Genomic DNA, 26,485 nt, shown 5'->3' on the forward strand with positions numbered 1-26,485 from the left:
ACCGGTTTTAAAACTTGCCTTTCTTTTAATTCTTCAACACTACCATATTGATCAATAACAATTGCTTTCATTTCCTCTCCTCCTTGCTGTTTATTTTAATAACATACAATTATTTCTCAAAATTTTTTTCCTTGAATTAACATATAATTATTTTTGGGGGTAATTATGCAAGAAGCATTATAAAGTGAAACTTTAATCAACCCTCGCCAATTGGGCTTTTTCGGGCAGTTGGTCCCCTCCCAACCTCTTTACTTTCCCTGAATTTTGAGACGGGACTCTTACTGACCAGCAAATAGCGGGATGAATTCCAATACGAATCTTACACACATCTTAGAATCATCCAAAACTGTTTTATTAATTAAATTCAAAAGAAATGGGGCTAACTATATGAGTGAAAAGATATTTAAAATAAACGAAATTGATATATGTACAGAAAGCTTTGGAAACCCTAAGAACCCTGCTATTTTATTAATTATGGGTGCTACATGTTCCATGGTTTATTGGGATGAAGAGTTTTGTGAGCTGTTGGCTAGTACGGGGAAGTTTGTTATTCGCTTTGATAACCGTGATGTTGGACGCTCTGTTGCCTATGAACCTAGAACTTCCAATTATACAGTAACAGATATGGCTGAAGATGCAATTGGAGTACTAGATGCTTATCATATTGATAAAGCTCACCTATTTGGTATGTCATTAGGTGGTATGATTGCTCAAATTGCCGCTGTAAAACATCCCGAAAGAATTTTGACGCTAACTTTACTAGCGACTAGTGTAATAGGATCTGATGACAATACTCGCGATTTACCTCCAATGGATGAAAGGATTTTAACACATCATGTAAATGGCACAAGTATAGATTGGACAAATAAAAATGATGTGGCAGAGTATTTAGTTTCAGGATCTCGTCTATTATGTGGATCAGAACGAATATTTGATGAAAATAGAGTTTATAAACAAGTAAAACAAGAAATAGAACGCGCAAACAATTTATTAAGTATGTTTAATCACGCTTTACTTCAAGGTGATGATGCATATGAGGGTGTACTTCACTCCATACAAGCACCTACATTGGTTATTCACGGAACAGACGATACAGCACTCCCATTTGAACATGGCCTCGCACTAATTGATGAAATTCCAAACTCAGTGCTATTAACTCTTAAAGGGGCAGGCCATGAAAACCATCCAGATGACTGGGAAAGCATAATTAATGCTGTTTCTAAACATACATCTAAAATTTAGATAAATAACTAATGGAAGGGGCACAAATTGTATTGTGCCCCCTTCTATTTACAAACAAAACCCCATCACTGTATTCGTATGTATAGTGATGGGGACTTCTTATATTTTTCTATGTTTAAAAAAATGGACAATCTAATTGATCAACAGATTCCCATAATTTTTTTTTTGCATTTTCGGTGGATGTATTTGTGTCTAGTGTCATGTTTTTAAAAGGGTTTACCTCGACTTTTAATAAGGATGAAGGCTCCACATATAATGAGAAAACATGGCTGCTTGGTAAAGCTTTAGAAACGTCAATATCTCCTACTTGTTTAAATAGTTGCTGCGCAGCAAAGAAGAAGAAATTAGTTGGATTTGATTGTTTATTCAGCCACGCAAGCATTTCAGGTGATACCGATTTATGAATATTGATTTTTACTCGATCACCACGTTTATATCGCCTAGATCGCATACTTCCACCAACTAACTTATCGTTAAGTTTGTAAATCCTAACTCTTTTTGCTTATGCTCTCTATATTTTGGCGAACAAGTATAGACTAATAATCCTCGTGCATTTGTAAATAACGGATTATCTACAAAGATTACATTTTTGAGTCGTCCTTTTTGCTTTAAAATCATTTTTAAACTGTTTTTAATAATTACTGCACCCCCGCCATAAATAAACACGTATGGATCGTCTTTCATATCATCAATTTTATTTATAATATCTGTTGCAACACGTGCTGCTAAACCTAATAGTGCTGGCTGTGATTCCTCAACTAATAATGTATTTCTCGGATGCTTATCATTTAAATAAATTTGATTGAATTCTGTAATACTATCAATCGTTTTAGTTGGATACTTCCGGTTCCATCTCGTAATGATTTGTAGTAACGTCTCTTTTACACCATAAGATAAACCTTTACTTAGTTGCGGACGGAAATTCACCCCTAATGAAACGACTTCTTCTGTCGTCCCTGCGCCAATATCAAAAGAGAGTAGAGTTTTATCTACAAAATCAATTTCAGAAACTTGATTTTGCTCACATTCTATTTTATGTTTCACAACATTTCCTTCTTCATCGTATACAATGCCCCACGTCCCAGAAGCACCCTCAGGCAGGCATTTACAATACTCAATTGAAACATTAATTGTCACATCGCGTCCGTTCGGATAATGGAAAATAACCTTATGATTTCCCATATAACGTTTTGCATTTTCAGCAGCTATTTCTTGTGTAATAAGTTGCATAGGAAGAGCGACAGATAAATCATAACGAATATTAATATGGCTAGAAGTTGGACTTTGACGCATAGCGCTTACCGCCAAACCTGATAGTATTGTAATAACCATTAACTCATCCGTTGACTTATTTGATTTCTTCTCTACCTCAGTACCTTTTAATTGATCTTGAATGACTTTTTCTCCAACGATGTATCGTACATTATTTAGCATTAACGATGGCGAACTTATAGTCACATCAATGTGGTTTTCTAATTCAGATAATGAAACATCTACCTCATCTAAGAGTCCTGTAGGCTCACCTATATATAAAGAATAAATACTCGGAATAAAAATAGGGTCTTGCCCTTTCACCATTAACTTCAAACCGTTGTTTCCTGCATCTGCACCAGCTTTTAAAAGTATAGACATAACTACCCCCTAAATTAATCTGACATCCCTTCCAAATATATGCGAGCCCATTCTTTTACATTCAAATGTATTGTAATTTTTTATTTATCATAGAACTAAAATATTACATACTTACATATTTCATGTAAAAAGTATTTGACATGATACTTTTCCAATTTTATACTTATATTTGTAAAGAGTTTTTTACAATCGAGGGGGCAATTATTTATTGAATACTAAAAAAACTATTTTTATAATCATTGTTTTAGCATTAATTGCAATACTAGTACATGGCACATATAAATACATAACTGAAGGTTCTATTTTGGGCGGTACGATTTTTGCTATTTCGTTAATACTTAGTAATTTAATTAATTACATTACTTGGGGAGATCCCCACGGTGTATCAGAAGAAAGTCAAGATGAAATGGGACAACAAATTACATATAAAAGCTTTAAAATTGCATATTTTGTGCTTGTAGTTGTAATGTTCCTTATATTAATCTTCTCTGAAGGATTTTCTATGGGGGCTAATTTAGATGGAGTAAAAAACCTCCCTCTGTTCATCGCAATTTGCTCTTCATTCTTTATTTATCCTATTGTCGAACTCGTAGTTGCAAAACAATATAAATAAAAAGATGAGGTTTTCTACATGTAGAAAACCTCATCTTTTTATATTTACATACCCTCTACAATTGCTTTTAATTTGTTCACAGTCCGCCAATTCCTAACTGTAGCTGGTGTATGTAACTTCTGAAACTGGTTCATTAATTTAGAATTTCGAATGCTATTTTTGAAAAACAAATAAACGACCTTCTCATCTATATAGCAATCTTCAAGTTCACTTTTAAATATAAGCAATTGACTACTCTCTTCTTCAGAAAGTACATTAGCTAAAAAAGCAATATGAACACTTTCTCCTTCTAACAATGAATGAACTTCATACGGACATTGCTTAATAATATTTATAAATTCATCATGTGTTCTTAGCATGACTGGAACATTGAAATCAAATTCATTTTTTATTTCCATTTGTATTCGGTCTTTTAGAAAGTTTATATCTTCCTCAGATTCGAACACTATATTACCACTTTGTATATACGTTTTCACTTGTTTTAACCCTATTGATTCAAACACTCGTTTTAACTCAGCCATTTTGATTACTTTATGTCCACCGACATTGATTCCTCTTAGTAATGCAATATAAAGTGTCATACTATTCCCCCCACAATAAAATGAACTTATCAATTGAATCGATTTTCCCACTCATATTTCTCGGATATTTGTTTTAATTCTTCTAACATATCATGAATAGATAATACCTCAAATAAAATAATATACTCACTTGAAAAATGGTGATGATAATGATTTGGTTTATAATCTTTTAAATCATTTTTATAACTCCAAGTTGAGATATTAAAAAATTCACAAACTAACACTGTAAGAAAAACTGCAATCCCAGTTTTAATCACTCTTCCCCCAACGATATTCCATTTTCTATCTTGATTCATTTTTTATATCCTTCATTTCTATTTCATTTTATATACATATATTATATATTGTTAAAATAAAAAAACCTACTACATGAATATTCAAGAGTAAGTTTTCTATCTCATTATTTCATTATAGACAAATGCATTATTATTTGTTGGCCTATTGGTCCCATTCTTCTAAAACCTTTATCTTGGAAGCCGACTTTTGCATATAAATCTTGTGCAGGAATATTTCTTTCATTCACAGCAAGTACAACTTCATTTTTTATTGGAAAATAACGTTTTACAAACTCGTCTAATAATAACAATGACTTTTTGGCGTATCCTTTTCTTTGTCTATTGTGATTTATAGAAAATGAGGTTAAAAGTAAAGCGTTTTTATTGTCTGTAAATTCCTGTACTCTATCGCCTGTTTGCAATGAGAAAAGACCCACCGGTACCCCATTGTAATCTAAAATAACAATCACATTTTTTGTACGATCACTTTTTGCTTTCTCCAGTAATGCGCTTGGATCTGATGTAAACTGAACTTGTTCACTTGGTAAAGTAAATGTTTGTATAACTTCTTTATATTTCTCCTTATACGGAACTAATTGAATTTCCCCTGTGTGTATGTTCATGCTAAACTCTCCCATTTTTTAGCTTATTAACCTATACCTTGCTGTGCTTTTGAATGCACTCTTCCATCTAAAAAGGTAATTTCAACAAATGAATTTGGATTGTTTCCTTTCCAAGCAAAAATTTGTTTAATTTGTGTAGAATGTTCTACCCCTTCTTCTATAAGTAAATCTCCTTCAAAACCAATTAAATCTTTCACTTCTGTATAAGTCATCCCTTCATTTATACTCGAGAAATGATTTATATTGATAGACTCTTTCTGTTGCTTTTCCATCACAGTAGAAGAAGTTGCTGTTTGATTTTTCACTTCTTTTCTCTGTTCACACGCTGTCATACTGAAACCTAAGCATAAACTAAACAATATACATGCGCTTTTTTTCATCATAACAGTTGTCCCTCCCATCATAATTAAACCATATTTTCCCTTAAAAATAAACTGAATATTTAATATTATATTTAAAAACCTCGTACAATTAAGTACGAGGCTAATTTCATTTATTCAAATGATTATTTGATTGATCATTCTGTTCTTTTCTTAACTCTTGTTCTTCATCTTTTGGTAATTGTTTATCATTATCTTTAATTGGATTCGTTTCTCTATTTTCTATCATATCATTTGGAACTTGTGGCATTACTCGGCCCACAATAGCGGCTAATTCATCTAGTATACCTTCACCTGTTTTTCCTTTTTTAATTTGCTTTCCAATTTGTTTGAGGCGTTCATACGTATCAACATCTGCTACAACGACTGCATTAGCACCGTCAGGGTCATTTTTTAAACTTTCTGCAACAGAGTATTTAATTGATTCAACTCGAGTTCGATCAAGTTTTGCTTTTACATCAATACCTACAATAGCATATTTTCCAACAACGACCGCGGTTGCATCATTCACACCTGGCACACTTGCCGCTAAAGATGCTAAATGATCTGCTGCTTTTTCATTTGGCTTATTTGATTTATTCGTATAATTAACATTTTTCATTGAAACATTTTTTTGTTCCGTTTTTTCGTTTGGATTGTCTTTTTTTCCAATACTGCATCCAGTTATAACAAAGCAAAGCATCAATATATATATTAGAGTTTTCATTATTTTCACCACTTCACTATTAAGGTTTAATCATAAATTTTTTCAACAGCTTGCATTTTCTTTACCTTTTCCTCGGCCCCGCTATTAGCATTAATGAATATTTGGTACGTATCTTTTCCTAAAGTGCCTACAAATTCATAGCAAAGTACTTCATTATGCAAATCATTGACTACTAAAGCTTTACGTTCTTCCATGACTTTTACATCCGGATTGATTTTCTTTCTTGCTTCTGCTGCAGTTAGCTTTGCCGATGGAACTGTTCGCTTTTGATGTGATGCTAAATATTCTTTTGCGGAGAACCCAACAATAGAACCATCATCTAAAGCAATTTTCATTTGGATTGCTTCTGGATAAATTCGTACTCCATTTTCATTTACTACATACGTAAATACACCAACATTATCATATTGAGAGCTATCATAAAGCTCCATATTATTAAACTTATGGTCCTTTAAAAATTTCAAACCTTTACTACCTGCATCGTTTAAACTAACTTTCTGTTCTTTAATTTCGCGGTTATTCATAACCCAAATTGGATATCCGCCTTTTCCGGTAATATCCATATAGAACTCATTGTTCGTTGCTTCATCTTTAATTTTCACACTATAGAAGGATTCTTTCGCACCTTTTCCGCTTTTCTCAACATCTACTTTTTCATTTCCTTTTAAATTCAAAAACGATTTGGCAATTTTCGCCGCTTCATCTTTAGAAATTGCCTTTCCTTCCGCTTCAAATCCGCCTTTTTTATTTTTTTGCGCACTTGTAAAGGTCGGTCCGAAGTTTGTAGAAGAATATGATGTTACGTTTTTCTCTACAGTTTTCAATCCATCAATAATTGTGTTATCTGCTGGATCGCGATTTGATGCAAGTGCCATTTCTACATCCATCCAGCGTAAATTATTTTTCAAAACAAGATGTTGTACTTTTCTTAGTTCATCTTGTATATTTCCTGCATTTGAATATAAAGTTTGCAACGTTTTATATTCTTGCTCATTTAACGGTTCTTTTTCTAAATCACGAATGGCTGCACGGTAACTAAAATCACCGATATTCGCTAAAAATTCTTCCGTTTTATTAAATGGCATTAATGTTAAAGGAAGTTGTCCTACATCTGAGCGAGCTTCAGATGTTAAACGCCATACATCTGCTAATGCAGGTGATAAAGATGATCGTGAATTCATCGCAAGTGTTGTGCCAATTTTATCGTGTAATAAATCGACTTCGTATGCTAAATCATGGAATGCACGTTGATAGCTATTTTCCGCTCGAATTAAAACCGCATTTTTCTCTTGGTGCTCTTTATAGCCCCAATATCCTGTTCCTACTACACCGACTGTTAATAATACAATAATAATACCTCGTAACATTGTCCCACCTCCGCTCTATTTACAGAAAATATGTTTACCGATTTTTTTAATTTGTGGACGAGTCCAAATCCATTTACTAGTCGCAGTATCTGGATTGAAATAATATAAAGCATTTCCTGTTGGATCCCATCCGTTAATCGCATCTAAAACTGCTTTTTTTGCTGTTTCATTTGGCGTTAAATATATTTGTCCATCGGCTACCGCTGTAAATGCTCTAGGCTCAAAGATTACACCTGAAACAGTATTTGGGAATGATGCACTTGTAACACGGTTCAAAATGACAGCAGCTACTGCAACTTGTCCTAAATATGGTTCACCGCGTGATTCTCCGTATACTGCGTTTGCCATAAGCTGAATATCATTTTGAGAATAACCGTTCGGAACATTTGTCCCTTTATTTTGAGGTGGTTTATTCTCTTGTGCAGTGCCACCACTATTTCCTTTATTCGTTGTCGTCCCTTTATTAGCAGTTGACTTGTCATACTTTGTTGCTTTCACGAGCATTTGCTTCGTTTTAGCTCCAGCTAAACCATCAACGGGTAATCCGAATTTCTCTTGAAAATTCCGAAGTGCCCAATATGTACCCCATCCGAAAACACCATCCACTTTTCCCGTATAAAATCCGTTATATTTCAAACGAGATTGCAGTTCAATGACATCTTCGCCAGATGCCCCTCTTTGAATGACTTGATTAGAAAAAGCTTCTACATTCTTTAGTTGTATACTACTGACCATTAAAGACAGTCCTATGAACGCAAGTAAAACTGCTATTTTAAAAATAGCCTTTTGGCGCATAATTTTCCCTCCTTAATTACGGAAATGATTTCTTGGTTATGTTTTGTAAAAGCCTCGCTTTTATGTAAAGAAGACAAAAAAATCCAAACTCATATCGTTGAAAAAATATGTAAACAATATACAAAAAAGATAAAAGGAGTTCATCATGAAGAAATTGTTAAAGCGTGTCGCACTTGTCATTCTGTTCCTAACAACATGTTCAAATATATATACAGGCTCATCAATTGTTCATGCGCAGCCGCCGTATGCCAAATGGGGTAAGCTTGCCGTAGAAAAGACGAAAGAACAATACCCAAAAGCAGAAATTATTGACTATCTTCATATAGGTAGAAAACCAAAAACAGTTCAAATAACTGTTGAAAAATTTAAATTGTGGTTACGTGAAGATGGAAAAGAATACGGTGTTTTTGTTGATGTAGAATTTGAAACGAAGACGGAGAAATTTATAAAGTTGTCGTTTCAGAAGACGAGTAGATAAAGTGAAACCTTAATCAGTGGGGGTTTTGTTCATCTCCCACTAATCATCAGCCCTCACCAATCGGACTTTTACGGGCAGCCCGACAAATAGCTGGATAAAGTGAAACCCCCACTGTTAAAAACAGACACAGTGGGGTTCTTGCATTTCTAAAATTCTTTTCTAAAGTTTCGATTCCCTAAAAATCTTACCAATATACAAATAGCACCGATTACAACTGCTATCCCTATACTGTATAAAAGTACTTTACCATACCCACCTATTCTTGGATCTAAAAACGGATATGGATACCAATTCACGATTGGGCCACGTATTAAGCTATATACAACGTAAAAACACGGGAATAAGAGCCAACTTGCAGATTGTTTCCAAGTGATTTTCTTAATAGGTGGATTTAAAATCCAATCTAAAAGCATTGCAATCGGCATGATATAATGTAGCACAGTATTTACCCATGGTATTGCCGTTTGAAGTGACTCTTCTAACCCTCTTAGTAACAAAAAATAAACGAGTCCTGTCGTAAGTATGTATACCGTTGCCGCACCACGAAGTATACTAAACTGTTCTGAGCGACCAAATGTAGCTGTTCCGATACTGCTTAAAAGGAGAATACATGCAACTAAAATGTTACTTTCGATAGTAAAGAAACTAAAAAAGTTAACTGGATTGAACGGTTTCACTTGTGCCCTGATTATGAATTGCGTAATAATGGCGCTACATACTAGAAGACTTAAACAGAATCTAAATAAAGATAAAATTTTTTCATCCTTCATACATTCCCTCCTTTTCTTATATATAATTAGAAATTCCCTGTACATGCTCAATAAATAGTTTTAATGGAACGAGCCCACGTTTTGGCATATGACTACTTATAATAGCTACTACTTCTAACTGAGGAATGATAACGATGTATTGTCCGCCGTATCCCATAGCGAAATATATACAATACGGTATGTGAAATCTTTCGGTATGTAATACCCACCAGTGATATCCATATGCGCCGACATGTTCATATGTTTCAAAATGCGCCCTACTTGACTCTTCTAACCATTTCGCTGATACAATTTCTTTTTCATTCCAATATCCATTTTGCAAACATAATTTTCCTAATTTTAATAAATCGGTAGATTTCATTTTCATACCGAAGCCGCCGACATATATACCCTGCGGATCTTGTTGCCACTCGTATTCGTTAATTTCTAATGGATTAAATAAATATTTCTTTGCAAACCGCTCTGTCGACATTCCAGTAGCTTCTTGAATAATATAGCTCAGTAAATGAGAAGAACCTGAATTATAATTCATTTTTGTAGCAGGTTCTTCAATTATTGGCTTTTCTAATATGTACTGTACCCAGTTCTCTGATTCTACAAAGTCATTTGGGAATACTACTCCATTCCCAAACTCTTTCCAGTCCTCACCAGTAGTCATTGTTAATAAGTGATATAGTGTTAAATTATGTTTTCCCCTAGGTACATTTTCAATCCACTCTGTGATCGGTGTATGTATATCATTTATATAGCCCTTATCAACTGCAATACCAATTAATAAAGATACGATACTTTTTGTAATCGAATTTATTTTATATAAGTTATTTGCACATTCGGGTGTTTTATAATACTCAGTTGTTAATTGTCCTTTTTGATAAACAAGAAATGTATTCACTTTTTTCTTTTCGAATTTATTTTCTAGTTGCTTGAAATCCAAAACTTTACCTCCATTTAAATAGTTAATCCATTTATTATATCTTGTTCCTTCATTTTAAACATAATTGTGCTCAAATAAAAATAAACCTGTCAGCCATAATGAACTGACAGGTTTATTTTTATAATTTCGTACGAACATTCCAAAGCTCTGGGAAGAATTGTTGATCAAGTACTCGCTTTAAATAAGAAACACCGGAGGATCCACCTGTACCCATTTTATGTCCAATAATTCTTTCTACTGTTTTCATATGACGGAAACGCCATTGTTGTAGCCAGTCTTCAATATCAATCAATTTTTCAGCAAGCTGATATAAGTTCCAATATTTTTTCACATCCGCATACACTTCTAACCATGCTGCTTCTACTGTTGCATCTTCTTCATAAGGCTGCGTAATATCACGGTTTAACACATCTTTATGAATAAGGAATCCTTCTTTTACTAATGCTTGAATCGCGACATCATATAGACTTGGTGCATGTAGCGCTTTATGAAGTCGTGCATGTAATTCTGGATCCTTTTCATAAATTTTTAATGCATGTGGCGTTTTATAGCCAAGTGCATACTCAATCATACGATATTGATACGATTGAAAACCTGAAGCTTGACCGAGTGAATCACGAAACTCAATATATTCTGATGGTGTTAATGTCGCAAGAATATCCCAAGATTGAATAATTTGAGACTGAATTTTTGATACACGTGCTAACATTTTAAAAGCTGGTTGTAATTTATCTTGTTTAATAGATTCAATCGCCGCATTTAGCTCATGTAAAATGAGCTTCATCCAAAGCTCACTTGCTTGATGAATAACGATAAATAACATTTCATCATGATGGTCTGATAATCTTTTTTGAGAAGATAGTAAACTATCTAATTGTAAATATTCCCCATACGTCATATTCTCTTTAAAATCCGTATGAATCCCTTTTTCCATAATTACTTTTTCATTTTCTTTCATATTAGCCAAACGCCCCTTTTATATGATTCTACTTATATTGGTCTAATAACGGCTCGAACTGGACTTCCATCTGCATCAGTTAATGCAAGTGGTAATGCAATCAATTCATAATCACCGTCTGCTACATGATCTAGTACGACATTTTCTAAAATATGAATTCCATGTTTAAATAATTGATGATGCGCTGCTAATTCTTTATCATCTAGCGGATCAACTGATGGTACATCTACTCCGATTAAACGAATACCTTTCTCCGAAAGAAAAGGTGCTATGTCTGCACGTAAATGAGGGATCACATCTGGAAATTCTTCAGCTTTTCCATGTGAAGATGTACGTAATAATAATCGTTCTACACCTTCTAAATGAAAGCTTTCTAATTCCTTTTCCCCGATGCTTTCAAGATTAGAAACGTCAATAATCCGTGCTGGGCCAACATAAACTTGAACATCTAAATCCAATACTTTCTTTCCATCATTATCAAAATGAAATGGTGCATCAATATGAGTGCCTGTATGAATACTCATCGTTAACTTTCCAACATTTACCGAGCCACTTTCTTCTTTTGACCATGAAACTTCATATGAGAACGGTGTGTCTCCTGGCCACGTTGCAATATCATTATTTAGCGGTTGTGAAATATCAATCCACTCTGATGTTTTCATGCTTATGCCACAACCTCTCGCTTATTTTCAAACTGTTTATACTCTTCTTCTTTCATAATTTTCTTTAATATTTGTACAGATTTCCACACTTCTTCATATGTGTTATATAAAGCGACCGGCGCCAGTCTTACTCCATTAGGTGCTCGGAAATCAGGGATAACTCCATTTGCTTTTAGCGCTTTACAAATACGTGCTGCTTCTGCATGTTCTAAATATATGTGCCCGCCACGTTTTTCATCCTCTAATGGATTTCCAATTGTAAATCCGAAATCTTTTAATTCGTGATCAATTAAATTCAGCATATATCTTGTAATATGTAAAGATTTTTCGCGTAAACGTTCAATACCAGCATCTTTAAACATTTCAAGAGAACCAATTAAAGGTGCTGTACTTAATACGTGCGGTGTACCAATTTGATAAGCACCTGCATGATCGGCAGCTGTTAATGTATGCTCCATATCAAACTGCTTATCTTTTCTAGAACTAAACCATCCAGACAACCCTGGCAGTCTATTAAAATGTTTACTATTTACATAAATTCCTGCAACGCCACCCGGTCCTGCATTTAAATATTTATAATTGCACCAAACAGCAAAATCGACATCCCAATCTTTGAAATGATGCGGAATAGATCCTATTGAATGGCATAAATCAAATCCAATATGAATACCGCGTTTATGAGCTTCCGTTGTTAAACGTTTCATATCAAGAATTTGACCACTTCTATATAAAACAGAAGGTAATAAAATTAAAGCGATATCATCTTCCATCGCATGGATAATATCTTCTTCAGAAAGTGTTCTACCATCTCTGCTTTTCACTCTTACTAAATGTTCATCTGGATCTAATCCTTTTAAACGAATTTGACTTTGAAGTGCATATATATCTGACGGGAATGTTAATTCATCCGCAAGAATTTTTGTACGTATTCCTTTCGGCTCATAAAATGTGGCAATCACTTGGTGTATATTTGTCGTTGTGGAACCGGTTACAATAGTTTCTTCTGGTAAAGCTCCAATAAGAGGTGCAGTCAACTCACCTAATTTCTCCGAGAGGAAAAACCACGGATGCTCACCCTCTGTCCAGCCGTCAATGCCATACTCTTTCCATGAATCTAGCAAAGTAAGTAACGATTTCTCTGCTCTTTTTGAAAGTAGTCCTAATGAGTTTCCATCTAAATATATCGTTCCTTCTTTTTTATAGAATTCAGTTTGAAAATCTTTCAGTTCATCATGTTTATCACATTCAAGCGCATATTCATAATTCGGTTGAAATGGTTCTTTATACATGGTGTCACCTTCTCTTAATTTTCTTTTTATTCTAACTAATTGAAATATATCACCTCAATTGATACGACGTCAATGATATTATGTCAGTTGACTTTATATATGAATTTCTTTTACAATACAGTTATATTTTCAGATATTTCAGTATAAAGAGGTGATTCTTTGAAAAACAGTACCCTTTCATCAAGAAAACACCGCTCCTTAGAAACCAAGAAGAAACTATTACACTCTGGTTACACTATTTTTATACGTAACGGATTTCAAAAAACGACAATTACACAAATTATTAAACATGCAGAAACCGGATATGGTACAGCATATGTATACTTTAAAAACAAAGATAATCTCCTTATCGTTTTAATGGAAGATGTTATGAATCAATTTTATGATATTACCAAGCGCTCCTTTTTGCCTCAAACGAAGGAAGAAGCACATAAAATGATTCAAAATCAAGTTAGAGCATTTCTACAACTAGCAAAGAAAGAACGAGCTATTTTACAAGTTGTAGAAGAAGCAATCGGATTATCAAAAGAGATACGTCAAAACTGGGACGAGATACGGGAACGCTTCATAAACAATATTACGCAGGATATTACATACTCTCAAGAAAGTGGATTAGCACAGCCTGAATTAAATAAAGAAATTGTAGCACGTGCTTGGTTCGCAATGAATGAGATGTTTCTTTGGACGATTGTGAAAAATGATAAAAAATTAGAGTTAGAAGAGATAATACATACATTGACGGAAATGTATACGACGGGGTTATATAAATAGCACACCTGTAATAAATACGGTGTGCTATTTTACATTTATAAAAATATTTTATCTGGGTATGGCAATGCTAAAAGGGGCTTTTCAGATAAAGGGAAATATTTTAGTTTTAACGATTCGTCATCTATCGATCTTAACTCGCCACTAGTAACTTCACACTCAAACACAACAACAATATATTCTACTTCATCACCATTCGGATATATATGGCGGTACTTTTCTCCTCCAAATACTCCTTTTTGTTTTTTTACTTGTACTTCCAATCCTGTTTCTTCCCAAACTTCCCGAATTACTGCTTCTTCTGGAGTTTCCCCAAGTTCAATTGCTCCAGCTGGCAAACTCCAGTATTCCCCGCCAGGATATTGAAACAAAATATCTCCCTGCCCATTTTTTATAACAGCAGCTACACTTGGCATGAATATTAGTTCATCTCCTAATTGCTCACGGATTTTTTTATAATATAGCGACATAGACATAAAATTCTCCCCCACTTCATTAGTAAATACCTTTATTTCCTGACATCTATTGTATAATAATACCAATAACAATTCCTATATAGAAAGGACAAGAAAATGTCTCAAGAACAACTAGTAAATAGTTTTCTATCATTTTTAGGTGCTACAAAACAGCATACTAGCTTAAAGTTTTTAAATGAACTTATTAAAGCTCATCAAGAAAAAGTAAAGTGGGAAACTCTTACTAAAATAATTGACTGGGAAAAAGGTAATAAAACAGGTCATTTTTTTCCTTCCATTGAGACATACATATGAGACATACATATACCGTATTTTCCAAGGTAAGAAAAGAGAACATAACCTTACCTCTTCTGAACTTACTTATTGGATAACAAAGAGATTTTGTATTGATAAAGAAATATAAAAAAGAGCTTTTAAGATTTCCAATGAAAAATCTTAAAATAATAAAAACGTTACTCAATCCTTTGAGTAACGTTTTCCCCTTAATATTTCTTTAATATTAATTTTCTTTATTATAAGCAGTTTCTACACATTCTGCTAGACGCTCCATTTGTTCCATAGTTATACCTCGTGATATCCAGCCTGTTAACTTATACATAATTTTATAATAAAAATTACTAGGTTCATATTCTGAAATTACTGTTAGTGCTGTACCTTCCTCATCTTCTTCTAACATATAAGTCATTGCTGAATATCCTTGCTTCATTTCACTACCAAGTGAAATAATATGCGGTGCATCGTATTCAAGGATTTCTACTTCAGCCTCGAATATTTTCTTACCGACTTTTTGAACAGTAATATATTTATCTCCTACACGTGGATTCTCTTTATCCATATTTGAAGGATAGCGATTTTCTATTATAAACGTATTCCATTCTTTTATTTTTTCATCTTCTATTATGTAGTCACATACAACATCCAATGGTGCTTTTATTACTATTTCAATTGCAAAACTCATTATACTGCCCCTCTCAAATACCCTATCCATTTCTATTTTAACTAAATCATTATGCCATATTTTATATAGTGAAATACAAGTAGAATTTCAACTTTTTATTGTGAGGGGGATTCAATAAATAATCATTTTTTATTAATTTAAAAACTTATTCATATAAAATATTTTATTAAAGATACAACAATTAAAAACAAAGCCACGAGTAGTAAAGCAATTCCTATACTTCTATTTTCTTTTCGGTTATTTTTTAAATTTTGCACGCCTAAGCTAACTAACATAAACCCTAAAAGCGTTTGTAAAATTAGCATACTCAGTTCCGAAGTATCATTCCAACTATAAATGGAATACCCCATTATAATAATTGCAAGTAAAACAGTTACGATCCTATTCATACGCAAACCCTCCCTTTTTAAAAAGAAACCGCTAAGTTTTCTTAGCGATTTTATTAACAATTTATATTTAGTAAATGTGCTTTTCATGAATTTGATATAAGTCAAAAGAATTTCCTGTCCAATATAACTACGCATGTTAGCCCACTTTTTCTTTATTCAGTCTACTTACAATTCCAACAATAAATTTATATTCAACCCTTCTCTTCTTATCTTTCTTAAAACCCTCTTTCGTATCAAAAATAAAACAAGTTTTCCGAAACCAAATACGTACGTATAATGACTCAAAATAAATAGGTTTTATAATACCTCGTTCTTCAAATTCAGTCCCATCTTTATTTTCAGTTTCCGTTCGAACAAACCACCTATTCCCGATTCCAATTTCAATGTACTTCACACACTAACCTCCATTAGGAAATTTCCCTTCTAACAATTCTATTATTTCCCCGGTAAGCGCACATTCCGACAGAACATGAGCCCACAAAGAAAAAGTAGATTACAAAAATCTACTTTATAACTTATATTTTTGCATTCGCTTATAAAATGTACTACGGGGTACATTTAATAGTTTTGCAGCTAACGAAACATTTCCATTTGTCTTTTGTAATGCTTCAATCATGCTATCACGCTGTATTTTTTCGCGAAAATGTAATGTATGTTCTGTTTTATTTTCAACTTGTAACTCAAGTTGTTGTTGATTTCCCCTCATTGTTTGTAACAAAAAAACTACTTGTTTTTCGCATATTTCCCGTCCTTGCGACAAAATGTAAATGCGTTCTAATACATTTACTAGTTCCCGAATATTTCCGGGCCATGTATGTTGTAAAAATTGATTGTATATACTCTTTGGAAATACAACATTCCAATTCTTCCGTTCGCAAAAGTGTTGTATAAAATATGGGATATCCTCTTTTCTTTCTATTAACGATGGAACATATAACGGATAAACGTGCAAACGATAATATAAATCTTGACGGAATTTCCCTTCTTCTACTAACCGTAGTAAATCTTTATGTGTGGCAGTAATAATACGAATATTTACTGGTACCGATTTTGAACTCCCAATTGGAGTTATTGTGCGTTCTTGTAAAACACGCAATAATGCTACTTGCATCTCTGGTGGTACTTCACCAATTTCATCTAAAAATAATGTTCCTCCGTTTGCTTGTTCAAATTTCCCTTTATATCCTTGACGTCGCGCACCTGTAAATGCACCTTCAGCATAACCGAACAATTCACTTTCCATTAATTCTTTAGGCAAAGAACCGCAGTTAACAGCTATAAAGGGCCCGTCTTTTCTTGGACTATTTTCATGAATCGCTCTCGCAACATATTCCTTTCCTACTCCTGTCTCACCACATACATACACACTAGCATCAGTCGGTGAAACAAGCTTAATTTCTTCTAGTGTGTGTTGAAATGCTCTGCTTGTCCCGGTAACTCCTGAAAAAGTAATCCCTTTTATAAATGTGAGAGCAGAATATGTATTCATTTGTTTATTTTCCTTTAAATACATACATTTCCCAATCATTCTTTCATTACTATATACTGGTATCTCTAATTTAGTTTCCAATCCATGGTGCATTAACTCTTCAAGTTTCATTCTTGACCAATTATTTATTCGTTCACGAACGCTCTTACTCGCAGAAACGATAACATCACGATGATTACAAATAACTACTTGTTCATCACTATCAATGACATCTAAAAAACGATGGATTAAGTGTAATTCATTTTGATGAACTCTTATGCTACATTCACGTTCTATTGCATGTGCCATTGAAGTTACCATACCGAGCATATATGGATGCGAAAATTCAATTGGACATGAGAAATTTAGAACACCAATTAATTTCCCGTCATCGTTATGAATGGGAGCGGCCGCACAACTCCAGCTATGAGATACCACGGAGTAATGTTCAGTACCACTTATCATAATAGCTTCTTCAATTTCTAGCGCTGTTCCAATTGCATTTGTGCCAACAGCTGCTTCCGTCCATTTTACACCTTCAATAAAATTAATATGTTTCGCTCGCTTTAACGTTTGTTTATTTCCACTTAACGATAGAACATAACCATCTGGATCGATTAATAATGCCATCATTTGTAGTTCATCAATGGTTTTTCTCATATTTTGTATTTGAGGTAATGCTATATCAAGGAAAATTTCACTCTTTTTCTTTTGTTCTTGAAAAAAAACAGAAGACAAAATTTTCTGACCTTTACTCATATGAGGATTCACATTTGCTTGTTTACATCGGTACCATGATTCTGAAATTCTTTCGTTTATACGGTTCGAATCAAGGACTCCTTCATCAATAAACTTTTTCCATGTATGTAAGTAAAACGGTGAAGCTAACATTGTATCATCTCCCTTTTAATTGTTTTGGAGATTTATAAAACATACTTTTATTATAAAACTGAATAAAAGCGTTTTCAATAAAACTAGCAAGACGACACAAATATGTTAATAATTTGAATATCCTAATGCATTTCTTTATTCTTTTTTAGTAGCACTATATTTTGTATAATGGACGCAAAGAAAATACATAACCAAAACCACTTTTGTGGATTACCATTTATAAAGAAAACAATCACGGCTATCGCAAATAAAATAGTGGATGCTAAACTAAAATATAATTTTGTTCTAATTTCTATTATCCCTCACCCCTCTGTTACTTTACAGTACATACTAACTCTTCATTTTTCATCTCTACTATGTACTCCTGTAAAACATATTCTTTCCCGCCATGGTTTTCATACCATTCATGTATTCTTTTAATATGCCTCTCGTCACTTCTAATTTTCGATTCTATTTCTTTATACTGTTCATAACTATCATATTCCCATATGGCAAATACTTCATACGTACCATTCTTATTATCTTTCATCCAGCGTCCTATTAGCCTAGAACCATGCTTTAACTGATTAGGTAAGTTTGTGTGATTGAAATGATCATTAAATACTTCTATGAATTCATTTTTCACTACATAGTACTTCCTTCTGTAAAACATACTTCTTCACCTCTTTCATGAAAAGTATTAGTAAATCTTCCCATCACTACCGTATTATAATACTTTCCATCCGATAGTCTTTTGTCATTTTTCAAAATGCCTTCTACTTCAAAACCTAATTTTTTATAAAGATGAATAGCTTTCTCGTTTGTCTCTAATACTTGTAAAGATATTTTATTTACTGCATTTTCGTCAGCCCATTTAATAGATTGTTGTAATAGGCTCTTCCCCATTCTATATCCCCAAAACTCTTTTAAAATGCAAACACCAAACTCCACTTTATGAGATAATCTCTTAAAATTTGATCCTTCACACCTTGAAAATCCAACGATTCGATTGTGCACTTCTGCAACTAAAAAGAGATTCTTCGTTTCTTCACTATCTGTTTTTATTATTTTTTGAAACCCTAGGTCATCTATAAATCCCTCTCCAGCATCTCTATCCATATTTTCAGTTTCTCCATCAATCTGAACTCTAATTTTTGATAACTGCTCAGCATCTTTCTCAGCTGCAGAACGAATTGTATAAGTTAATCCATTTATATGAAACTCTTGCTCTTTTACAATCATGTCAAACTCCTTTCAAATCAATATAATGGCGCTATTACAACTTGTTTACCTTGTTTCTCAAAGTCCTGAACAGTTTCTTTACTCGCCTGTTCGTCAGTTATAATAATGTCAATTTCTTTTAAAGACTCTCCTCTTATAAAACAATCTATTCCAAGTTTATTATGCGGAGCTAAACAAATATTTCTTCTAGCAATTTCACTTACTCTTTTACTAAAATAAGCAACTTCAGGTGTTGCAGTACTAATACCTTGTAATGAAATGCCTCCACCTGTAGAGAAATAAAGATCAATAGAAAATCTACTTATCAATTCAGAGGCAAGTGTATCAGTAATATTCCCTGAAGGTTTTACTTTTCCGCCAATTAAATACGTATCAATATTCTTATATTCTCGTAGATAACCAGCTATTTCTATAGAATTCGTAATAACCGTAAATGATACTTCCGGTAAATATTTCAGCATCGCATTATGAGTGGAAGCCCCGCCAATAAAAATTGAATCACCTTCTTGTATATAAGATACCGCAACTCTTGCAATTGTGTCCTCATATATTGAGCTATCACTATAACGTTTAGCTGGTTCCGCGGCTAAATTTCTCACTCGCGTAAGTTCAATTGCACCTCCGTGCGTTCTTTTTAATAAACCATCCTTTTCCATAATAGACAAATCTCTTCTTATAGAATCAATAGACATATCAAATCTTTCCGCAAGATCCTTTGCGATTACTCTTCCATCTGTATTAAGTAGTTCTAAAATTTTCTCTCGACGCTCTTCAGTAAACATGTTATCACCACCGTTATTGAAGATTCAGAAACTTAAACTTTATTTTAATTATATGCATGCCTCTTCTGTTTTACAATATTTTCAATTCTTATTTATTCCGTTTTATACAGTCTTCTCCCTCTTTCTATCCTGTTAACTTGACAACTAAATAAATGTATATCTGTATATTACGCAAAAATACTTCCATTCACCTTCCTATTGATGTAAAATTATTCCTATATTTTACTTTTTAACACAGAAAGGGATTACTATGAAATCATTAATCAAAACGACATGTACAGCATTATTATTTACTGGAATATTGACAGGATGTAATAGCAATACTACATCAAAACAAGAAAAGAGCGCTCTCGAAAAGAATGCAATGCACTATGGAGAAATAGTTAAAAACGAATACTATAGAGCGACAGTTGAAAATGCAAAGTTTGAAAAAATAGACAAAGAGCGGCGCCTTACTACTCGTGTTATGATTAATAATGTTCGGGACGATGGACAAACTATTGATCTTTCGGAAATAAAATATTTCATACAAGATGAAAAAACTGGTCAGAAATATGAAGGTGAAGCTCATCCGATAGATGACGAGCACTATAAAAATGTTCCACACGAATTCTCTTTAACTACTGACGTTGTGTTTGAACTGAAAACTTCACCAAAAGATTTAAATAATATGTATTTATACATAGATAGCAAAGCTGCGCCGTTAACAGATACATATTGGAAGCTTGATAATTTAGTATCTAAATAGAAAGACCAGTCTTACATGACTGGTCTTTTTACATTCATACATTTACCTTTCATTAACACTTATATTCATTTTCTAATAACAACTTGAATAACATCAGCTAAACCAGTGTGCCCTTTCCCTTCAACTCGCTCTTGTTCTCCATTAAAGAAATGAATTACCTTATGTTCTTCACACCAAGTAAGAATATCAATTGGATCATACAGCATATCAACATCTTTTGGTCCACCAGTACTATAGTTTATTTGTTTTTTTGAGTAAACCTCAAACATAATTAAACCACCAGGCTTTATCGTTTGTATCATTTTACCTAATATCATTTTTTTATAATCATCATGAAAATGTCCAAATACCATAATTGCTGCATCATATTCATTTTCTGGCAAACTATCAGCTAATAAATCTACTTTTTTTGTATGCACGTTTACATTATGCTTCTCTGCCAATTTTTTTGTCTTCTCTAATCCATCTTCCGAATAATCAATAGCTGTTACTTCGTTCCCTTGTCTTGCTAGAAATACAGCATTTCTACCTTCTCCCTCCGCGAAAGCTATTACTTTATTGTGATTTGCTAAACGAAATGCTTGTTCTTTAATAAATGTATTAGGTTCTTCCCCGTAAAAATATTCATCTGATTTATATCGATCATTCCAAAATTTAGTCATCATCTTCTCTCCTTCTTCATATCATTTTCTAACTACAATTAAAGATATCAAAGAGTCTTTTTATCCTTAATTAATTTAAAAATAAAAGCAGATTAAAAATCCACTTTTATTTTTTTCGCAAGATCTACGATTTTTTGATTTCGTAACTCTTCTTCCATTTTCTCTTCTGCTGCAAGCATTACTTCATTAATTAAACATCCAGGTTTGTCATGTAAACAACATTCAAACAATGATGTTTTACCTTCAATTGCATGTATAATATCTAAAAATGAAATATCTTCCCAATTCTTACTAAGCGAGTAACCGCCCTTTGGACCAGATGATGAATGTATCATCCCTTCCTTCGTCAACTTAGTTAGTATTTTAGACAAGTACGTTGGTGAAACATTTTGCATTTCTGCTAATTGGTGAACACTAACTAACTTATTTGGTGTAGCCTTTGCCAGAAAAAGTATTGTATGAAGAGCATAATTTGTAGCTTTAGAATATTTCATAGTACAGCCCCTATTGTAGACTTCATGTCTCTACAATAACTTTATTTTTTTATTATGTCAAACGTTTGTAATGCTCCATAAAAAGTTATTTCTTCACAAGTAATGCATCTGCCGCGCAAATCGTCACTTCTCTAAATGGACAGTCAAATAAAACACCTAGTTCAAAACCATCTTCAGTAAGAGCTATTTCATGATATAACCACCAAGCATCTTCAAAGTTTTCCGGCATAGAACACTTTGTTACTCCTATAAAGTGAAACTTTAATCAGCGGGGGTTTTGTTCATCCCCCACTGATTATTAGCTCTAACCAATCGGGCTTTACGGGCAGTTGATCCCCACCTAACTTCTTTGTTTTCGCTGCATTTTGAGGTGGGTGTCTTACTGCCCGTTAATGCGGGATAAAGGTTACTTCAAGTTTATCAAATTCACTAAAAGTACCACTGCAATCTAATATGATAGACAAAGTATCTTCTGACTTTCTCTTTACTACTTTAATTACACTATCGTGTAGTGATGTCTTGTGTAACTGAGCGACATTTGACGGAAGTTTTTTCTCAATGGAATTAAAATATTCTACGTATAATTGATCTAATTGTGCCACTCTTTTCTCATAATCTGCTGTCCACTTTTGCATACGTTTTTTCAGTTCACCTGATGGGTATTTTGAATTAGTTGTGATGTTTTGTATAATTGAGTATATCGATTCAGGAAGGAATTTTAATAAATCTATTTTCCTTTTCTCCATTTCCGACCATTCTTTTATAGAATCTATAAAACTTACAAATTCTAAAACTTGCATTTCTTTATACCAATCTCTTGTAAAATATTTCAATGACACCTCTCCTAAAACATCTTTACATCCAGTAAAAACAATATATCCACTTATTGTATCATTCCAATAACCATTCTTTCTAAAGAAAAAATGTAAAACTATAAATATTCCGCCTATTATTTCTAAAACTTCAGAATATTTACAAAAGTATAAAATTAGAATACATTTTAGCTGTACAAGATTCACCTGTACAAAAATTCAAACAAAAAGGGATGGTTATATGTTGAAGAAATTAGTAGCAGGGACATTAGTAGCGGGTTTTGCACTAACTGGAGGACTAGGTGCGGTAAGTGCTGAAGAAAAAAGTAACACAATTAAGTCATTTGATTATTTAAAAGTGGATGAACAAAATGTTAATTCATTTGCAAAATTAAGTGATCAGGATAAGAAAGATATCCAAATTACTATGGTATTACCAGAGCAAAATGAAAATGGAGATTGGCTAGCTTATGGTTTTACTAGCCGTGAAACATTAGATGCGTATATTGAAAAGGATAAAAAAGCAATTAAAAATAAAATTAATCCTTTAGGTAGCGGTGCTGGTAGTACTGATTTTTATGAACATAAAGATAAAGGTGGCCAATATATTTACTGGAGTAGCGGCTTTAAAAACTTACCATCTAGCTGGAATGACAGAATTTCTTCTGTAAGTACAGCGTCACCTTCTGCAAGTTATTCAACGACACTTTGGGAGCACACTTCAACACAAGGATATGGAAAAGGCGTTTTATTTAAACATGCTGATTGGTACGGTAAAACTGCTAATTTAGCTGCTGATTGGAACGATATTACTTCAGCGATTGAAATTAAATAGTAATAAGGTATTATTAAAAGTCAAACCACTATTCTCTTATTTATTTAGAGAATAGTGGTTTATTATATTTCCCTCTAAGCATGTACAGCATGTCCTACCGCTTGCATTAACGCTTCATGAATCGCCTCAGATAAAGTTGGATGTGCTGCAATATAATCTCTCATTATATCAGCGGTAACTTCTGTATGAATCATTACGGTTCCTTGACCAATAAGTTCAGTTGCATAAGGACCGATAATAGAAATCCCTACAATTTCTTGGTATTTAGGTTCCACAATGACTTTTACTTTCCCTACTTGTTCTCCTAAAATAAGAGCTTTTCCGTTCGCTGTAAAAGGAAATTCTCCGATGAGAATATCACCATATTGTTCTCTTGCACCTTTTTCACTTAACCCGACACTAGCTATTTCTGGAGCTGTGTATATACATCGAGGCACAGCGTGATAATTTACTTTCACGTCTTCTCCACTTGCGTGTAATGCTGCTTTCGTTCCTTCATGGAAGGCAACGTGAGCAAGCTGAATTCCACCGATCACATCACCAGCTGCGTAAATATGTGATACGTTCGTTTGCATATGTTCGTTCACAGCAATCCCTTTATTTGAAAACTGAACCCCTGCTTTTTCTAAATCTAATTGTTGTACACGTGGTTTTCGGCCGACAGAAATGAGAACATATTCCGGGTTAGCTTCTTGGATACTACCTTCATATTCAAATGAAGCTTGCTTCTTATAATTATTTAATCCTTTTAAAGCAGCTCCTGTAAATATTTCTACGCCATCACTTTCTAATTTCTCTCTTAAAATATGTGCGATATCTTCATCTTCACCTGGTAATAATTGCGGTGCCATTTCAACAATCGTAACTTTTGTCCCAAGGCGACTATAAATACTTGCAAACTCACATCCTATTACACCACCGCCAACGATTAACAATGAAGATGGTACACCCTTAAGAGACATCGCATGGCTACTATTTAAAATCCATTGTCCATCAAACGGAGCGAATGGTAATTCTGTAGGTTCGGAACCAGCTGCGATAATAAAGCTCTCTCCATCAACTACTTCTTCTTTATTTCCTTGTACAACTCGCACACGATGATCCGTTTCGAATTTCGCTTTTCCTTTTACAACTTTAATTTTATTTTTCTTCATTAAATATTGTATTCCTTGGACGAGTTGCATTACGATTTGTGATTTCCTCGCCTGTATTTGATCCCAATCAATTGATATACTTCCTGTATTAAGCGTAACCCCATAATCATTCGCTTTTCTCACAATGTCATGTACTTCAGCACTTTCTAACAGTGATTTCGTCGGCATACACCCAACATTTAAACACGTTCCGCCAAGGTCAGCTTCATCAATAAGAGTGACCTCTTTTCCATTTTGAGCCGCGGTAATTGCCGCTACATATCCAGCTGGTCCGCCTCCAATTACAACTAGTTTACTCATTCTCTCACCTCCTCTTTATAAAAGAATTGTTATAGGTTCTTCTAAATAATGTTTAATTGTGCGTAAAAATGCTGCTGCTGGTGCACCGTCTAGTACACGATGATCGAATGTTAAACTTAAAGGTAACATACTACCTTTTTTAATTTTTTTCCCTTTATATACAGGAACATGTTCAATTGCGCCAATACCTAAAATACCAGTCTCAGGTGTATTTAATACAGGTGTGAAATATTCAATACCAAAGCTACCTAAATTACTAATTGTAAATGTCGTTCCATGCATATCATCACTACTTAAGCTACCTGCTCGCGCCTTTTGTGCCATATCCTTAATCTCTTTAGACAACTCTACTAAAGATAAATTATTTGCAAAGCGAATAGCTGGAACGACTAATCCTTTTTCTAATGCGACTGCCATGCCTAAATGCACAGGTTCAAATTGATGAATGGCATCATCTATATAAGCGCTGTTCATTTCTTTATGCTCTCTAAGTGCTAATACAACAGCACGAGAAACGAAATCCGTAATGGTTAGTTTGTTTTCGTATCGTTTTTGCACAACTTCCGCTATGTCTTTATGTAATGCAACTAAATCTGTAACATCTACTTTCATCGTTAACGTTAATTGCGCACTATTTTGTAAGCTTGCATGCATACGACTCGCAATTGCTTTTCTCATACCAGTAACAGGAACGACTGTACTTTCTTCTTGTTCAGGTACTTCTGGATTTGCTACTCTTTCTTCTAGCGCCTTTAATACATCTGCCTTTGTAATCCTTCCGCCAGGACCTGTACCAACTAATGCCTTGATATCCAGATTTTCAGACTTTGCAATTTTCTTCGCTACAGGTGAAATTTTAATTCTTTGCTTCGCTACTTCTTTCCCATTTGGTTCTTGATTTTGTACTTCTATATTAGATGTTTTTTCTTCTACCACATGTGTGCTTTCCTGCATTTCTACTTTTTCATTTGGTTTACCGATGTAGCAAATTACAGTACCAGGCGGCACTCCTTCATCTTCACTTACAGCTATATCAAGTACCGTACCATCAGCTGGCGCTTCAATTTCCGTTTCAATTTTTTCTGAATTAATACTAGCAATTAGTTCTCCTTTTGCTACATTATCGCCTGCTTTAATATTCCAGCTCGTAATAATACCTTCTTTCATCGCCATACCTAACTTCGGCATTACAACTTCTACAGCCATGTGTCTCTCTCCCTTC

31 protein-coding genes and 4 pseudogenes are annotated in these 26,485 nt (G+C 33.7%); 7 read left to right on the plus strand and 28 right to left on the minus strand.

What is annotated here, in order from left to right:
* The first annotated feature begins 387 nt into the window (after positions 1-387).
* Positions 388-1,242, plus strand: coding sequence for a BCA family alpha/beta fold macrolide esterase (gene mleBCA / locus EBQ15_RS06280; RefSeq protein ID WP_001290766.1), 855 nt, complete (start codon positions 388-390; stop codon positions 1,240-1,242).
* 115 nt (positions 1,243-1,357) lie between these two features.
* On the opposite strand, the gene EBQ15_RS06285 is transcribed toward mleBCA, so the two are convergent.
* Together EBQ15_RS06285 and EBQ15_RS06290 are read right to left on the minus strand one after the other, a co-directional pair.
* Positions 1,358-1,693 (minus strand): hypothetical protein, encoded by a 336-nt coding sequence (locus EBQ15_RS06285; protein ID WP_001257760.1) that lies wholly within the window; start codon positions 1,691-1,693, stop codon positions 1,358-1,360.
* Between the two features lie 11 nt (positions 1,694-1,704).
* Positions 1,705-2,874 (minus strand): ParM/StbA family protein, encoded by a 1,170-nt coding sequence (locus EBQ15_RS06290; RefSeq protein ID WP_000025622.1) that lies wholly within the window; start codon positions 2,872-2,874, stop codon positions 1,705-1,707.
* Positions 2,875-3,082: 208 nt separating this feature from the next.
* Between EBQ15_RS06290 and EBQ15_RS06295 the strand changes: the two genes are divergently transcribed.
* Positions 3,083-3,487 (plus strand): hypothetical protein, encoded by a 405-nt coding sequence (locus EBQ15_RS06295; protein WP_001093144.1) that lies wholly within the window; start codon positions 3,083-3,085, stop codon positions 3,485-3,487.
* Positions 3,488-3,531: 44 nt separating this feature from the next.
* On the opposite strand, the gene EBQ15_RS06300 is transcribed toward EBQ15_RS06295, so the two are convergent.
* The 7 genes and pseudogenes from EBQ15_RS06300 to sleB form a co-directional block, all read right to left on the minus strand.
* Positions 3,532-4,068 carry a DUF1697 domain-containing protein gene (locus tag EBQ15_RS06300; RefSeq protein WP_000177392.1) on the minus strand — a complete coding sequence of 179 codons (537 nt, stop codon included), beginning with the start codon at positions 4,066-4,068 and terminating at the stop codon, positions 3,532-3,534.
* Between the two features lie 224 nt (positions 4,069-4,292).
* Positions 4,293-4,364: pseudogene (locus EBQ15_RS31975) on the minus strand (hypothetical protein); the annotation flags it as partial.
* A gap of 104 nt (positions 4,365-4,468) precedes the next feature.
* A complete protein-coding gene (locus tag EBQ15_RS06310; protein WP_001999922.1) occupies positions 4,469-4,981 on the minus strand; it encodes a GNAT family N-acetyltransferase in 513 nt (170 codons plus the stop codon).
* An 11-nt stretch (positions 4,982-4,992) separates the two neighbouring features.
* Positions 4,993-5,349: a hypothetical protein gene (locus EBQ15_RS06315; protein ID WP_000976442.1), complete on the minus strand. Its 357-nt coding sequence runs from the start codon at positions 5,347-5,349 to the stop codon at positions 4,993-4,995.
* Positions 5,350-5,455: 106 nt separating this feature from the next.
* Positions 5,456-6,052 carry a YhcN/YlaJ family sporulation lipoprotein gene (locus EBQ15_RS06320; RefSeq protein WP_000854059.1) on the minus strand — a complete coding sequence of 199 codons (597 nt, stop codon included), beginning with the start codon at positions 6,050-6,052 and terminating at the stop codon, positions 5,456-5,458.
* Positions 6,053-6,078: 26 nt separating this feature from the next.
* A complete protein-coding gene (ypeB, locus tag EBQ15_RS06325; protein WP_000943727.1) occupies positions 6,079-7,419 on the minus strand; it encodes a germination protein YpeB in 1,341 nt (446 codons plus the stop codon).
* A 15-nt stretch (positions 7,420-7,434) separates the two neighbouring features.
* Positions 7,435-8,214: a spore cortex-lytic enzyme gene (gene sleB / locus EBQ15_RS06330; RefSeq protein ID WP_001249053.1), complete on the minus strand. Its 780-nt coding sequence runs from the start codon at positions 8,212-8,214 to the stop codon at positions 7,435-7,437.
* A 145-nt stretch (positions 8,215-8,359) separates the two neighbouring features.
* On the opposite strand from sleB, the gene EBQ15_RS06340 reads away from it, so the two are divergent.
* Complete coding sequence (locus EBQ15_RS06340; protein WP_000734901.1) at positions 8,360-8,692, plus strand: DUF3889 domain-containing protein; 333 nt, start codon at positions 8,360-8,362, stop codon at positions 8,690-8,692.
* 146 nt (positions 8,693-8,838) lie between these two features.
* On the opposite strand, the gene EBQ15_RS06345 is transcribed toward EBQ15_RS06340, so the two are convergent.
* From EBQ15_RS06345 to kynU, 5 genes are all read right to left on the minus strand, one after another.
* Positions 8,839-9,462, minus strand: coding sequence for a Pr6Pr family membrane protein (locus tag EBQ15_RS06345; protein WP_000650949.1), 624 nt, complete (start codon positions 9,460-9,462; stop codon positions 8,839-8,841).
* Positions 9,463-9,478: 16 nt separating this feature from the next.
* Positions 9,479-10,396 (minus strand): serine hydrolase domain-containing protein, encoded by a 918-nt coding sequence (locus tag EBQ15_RS06350; RefSeq protein WP_000346264.1) that lies wholly within the window; start codon positions 10,394-10,396, stop codon positions 9,479-9,481.
* 118 nt (positions 10,397-10,514) lie between these two features.
* On the minus strand, positions 10,515-11,354 hold the full coding sequence (gene kynA, locus EBQ15_RS06355; RefSeq protein ID WP_000661953.1) for a tryptophan 2,3-dioxygenase: 840 nt from the start codon (positions 11,352-11,354) through the stop codon (positions 10,515-10,517).
* 32 nt (positions 11,355-11,386) lie between these two features.
* Positions 11,387-12,016: an arylformamidase gene (gene kynB / locus EBQ15_RS06360; RefSeq protein WP_000858060.1), complete on the minus strand. Its 630-nt coding sequence runs from the start codon at positions 12,014-12,016 to the stop codon at positions 11,387-11,389.
* Between the two features lie 2 nt (positions 12,017-12,018).
* Positions 12,019-13,305, minus strand: a complete 1,287-nt coding sequence (gene kynU, locus EBQ15_RS06365) for a kynureninase (RefSeq protein WP_000276259.1) — start codon at positions 13,303-13,305, stop codon at positions 12,019-12,021.
* A 159-nt stretch (positions 13,306-13,464) separates the two neighbouring features.
* Here kynU and EBQ15_RS06370 point away from each other — a divergent pair, with 159 nt between their 5' ends.
* Positions 13,465-14,076, plus strand: a complete 612-nt coding sequence (locus EBQ15_RS06370; RefSeq protein WP_000798556.1) for a TetR/AcrR family transcriptional regulator — start codon at positions 13,465-13,467, stop codon at positions 14,074-14,076.
* 35 nt (positions 14,077-14,111) lie between these two features.
* Here EBQ15_RS06370 and EBQ15_RS06375 read toward each other — a convergent pair whose 3' ends face one another.
* Positions 14,112-14,549: an NUDIX domain-containing protein gene (locus EBQ15_RS06375; RefSeq protein ID WP_000062914.1), complete on the minus strand. Its 438-nt coding sequence runs from the start codon at positions 14,547-14,549 to the stop codon at positions 14,112-14,114.
* A 96-nt stretch (positions 14,550-14,645) separates the two neighbouring features.
* Here EBQ15_RS06375 and EBQ15_RS31980 point away from each other — a divergent pair.
* Positions 14,646-14,840, plus strand: a pseudogene (locus tag EBQ15_RS31980) (hypothetical protein); the annotation flags it as partial.
* Positions 14,841-15,048: 208 nt separating this feature from the next.
* On the opposite strand, the gene EBQ15_RS06390 reads toward EBQ15_RS31980, so the two are convergent.
* The 7 genes from EBQ15_RS06390 to EBQ15_RS06420 all read right to left on the minus strand — a co-directional run bounded on the left by EBQ15_RS06390 (position 15,049) and on the right by EBQ15_RS06420 (position 20,258).
* Positions 15,049-15,507, minus strand: coding sequence for an SRPBCC family protein (locus EBQ15_RS06390; protein WP_000006409.1), 459 nt, complete (start codon positions 15,505-15,507; stop codon positions 15,049-15,051).
* A 149-nt stretch (positions 15,508-15,656) separates the two neighbouring features.
* On the minus strand, positions 15,657-15,896 hold the full coding sequence (locus EBQ15_RS06395) for a DUF3953 domain-containing protein (RefSeq protein ID WP_001080076.1): 240 nt from the start codon (positions 15,894-15,896) through the stop codon (positions 15,657-15,659).
* A gap of 136 nt (positions 15,897-16,032) precedes the next feature.
* Complete coding sequence (locus EBQ15_RS06400; RefSeq protein ID WP_000873842.1) at positions 16,033-16,290, minus strand: DUF3977 family protein; 258 nt, start codon at positions 16,288-16,290, stop codon at positions 16,033-16,035.
* 114 nt (positions 16,291-16,404) lie between these two features.
* Positions 16,405-18,255 (minus strand): sigma-54-dependent Fis family transcriptional regulator, encoded by a 1,851-nt coding sequence (locus EBQ15_RS06405; RefSeq protein WP_000881383.1) that lies wholly within the window; start codon positions 18,253-18,255, stop codon positions 16,405-16,407.
* 313 nt (positions 18,256-18,568) lie between these two features.
* Positions 18,569-18,907: an NIPSNAP family protein gene (locus EBQ15_RS06410; protein WP_000499985.1), complete on the minus strand. Its 339-nt coding sequence runs from the start codon at positions 18,905-18,907 to the stop codon at positions 18,569-18,571.
* On the minus strand, positions 18,880-19,476 hold the full coding sequence (locus EBQ15_RS06415) for a GNAT family N-acetyltransferase (protein ID WP_000635675.1): 597 nt from the start codon (positions 19,474-19,476) through the stop codon (positions 18,880-18,882). Before EBQ15_RS06415 ends, EBQ15_RS06410 begins: the two co-directional genes overlap by 28 nt.
* 17 nt (positions 19,477-19,493) lie before the next feature.
* Positions 19,494-20,258 carry a DeoR/GlpR family DNA-binding transcription regulator gene (locus tag EBQ15_RS06420; RefSeq protein ID WP_000493640.1) on the minus strand — a complete coding sequence of 255 codons (765 nt, stop codon included), beginning with the start codon at positions 20,256-20,258 and terminating at the stop codon, positions 19,494-19,496.
* Between the two features lie 250 nt (positions 20,259-20,508).
* On the opposite strand from EBQ15_RS06420, the gene EBQ15_RS06425 reads away from it, so the two are divergent.
* Complete coding sequence (locus EBQ15_RS06425; protein ID WP_000838469.1) at positions 20,509-21,006, plus strand: hypothetical protein; 498 nt, start codon at positions 20,509-20,511, stop codon at positions 21,004-21,006.
* A 65-nt stretch (positions 21,007-21,071) separates the two neighbouring features.
* On the opposite strand, the gene EBQ15_RS06430 is transcribed toward EBQ15_RS06425, so the two are convergent.
* The 4 genes and pseudogenes from EBQ15_RS06430 to EBQ15_RS06445 form a co-directional block, all read right to left on the minus strand.
* Positions 21,072-21,671 carry a class I SAM-dependent methyltransferase gene (locus tag EBQ15_RS06430; RefSeq protein WP_001999933.1) on the minus strand — a complete coding sequence of 200 codons (600 nt, stop codon included), beginning with the start codon at positions 21,669-21,671 and terminating at the stop codon, positions 21,072-21,074.
* Positions 21,672-21,760: 89 nt separating this feature from the next.
* On the minus strand, positions 21,761-22,162 hold the full coding sequence (locus EBQ15_RS06435; RefSeq protein ID WP_000877642.1) for an Rrf2 family transcriptional regulator: 402 nt from the start codon (positions 22,160-22,162) through the stop codon (positions 21,761-21,763).
* A gap of 85 nt (positions 22,163-22,247) precedes the next feature.
* A pseudogene (locus EBQ15_RS06440) lies at positions 22,248-22,415 on the minus strand (DUF4085 family protein); the annotation flags it as partial.
* A gap of 151 nt (positions 22,416-22,566) precedes the next feature.
* Positions 22,567-22,995, minus strand: a pseudogene (locus tag EBQ15_RS06445) (DUF4085 family protein); the annotation flags it as partial.
* 220 nt (positions 22,996-23,215) lie between these two features.
* Here EBQ15_RS06445 and EBQ15_RS06450 point away from each other — a divergent pair.
* Positions 23,216-23,809 (plus strand): hypothetical protein, encoded by a 594-nt coding sequence (locus EBQ15_RS06450; protein ID WP_000914434.1) that lies wholly within the window; start codon positions 23,216-23,218, stop codon positions 23,807-23,809.
* A gap of 74 nt (positions 23,810-23,883) precedes the next feature.
* On the opposite strand, the gene lpdA is transcribed toward EBQ15_RS06450, so the two are convergent.
* Entirely contained in the window at positions 23,884-25,263 is a 1,380-nt protein-coding gene (gene lpdA / locus EBQ15_RS06455; RefSeq protein WP_000041214.1) for a dihydrolipoyl dehydrogenase, read from the minus strand.
* Positions 25,264-25,278: 15 nt separating this feature from the next.
* Positions 25,279-26,469, minus strand: a complete 1,191-nt coding sequence (locus EBQ15_RS06460; RefSeq protein ID WP_000257769.1) for a dihydrolipoamide acetyltransferase family protein — start codon at positions 26,467-26,469, stop codon at positions 25,279-25,281.
* Between the last annotated feature and the right edge of the window lie 16 nt (positions 26,470-26,485).

Origin of the sequence: Bacillus sp. 2D03 (genome assembly GCF_003946765.1) — a bacterium.
Lineage (GTDB): Bacteria > Bacillota > Bacilli > Bacillales > Bacillaceae_G > Bacillus_A > Bacillus_A cereus.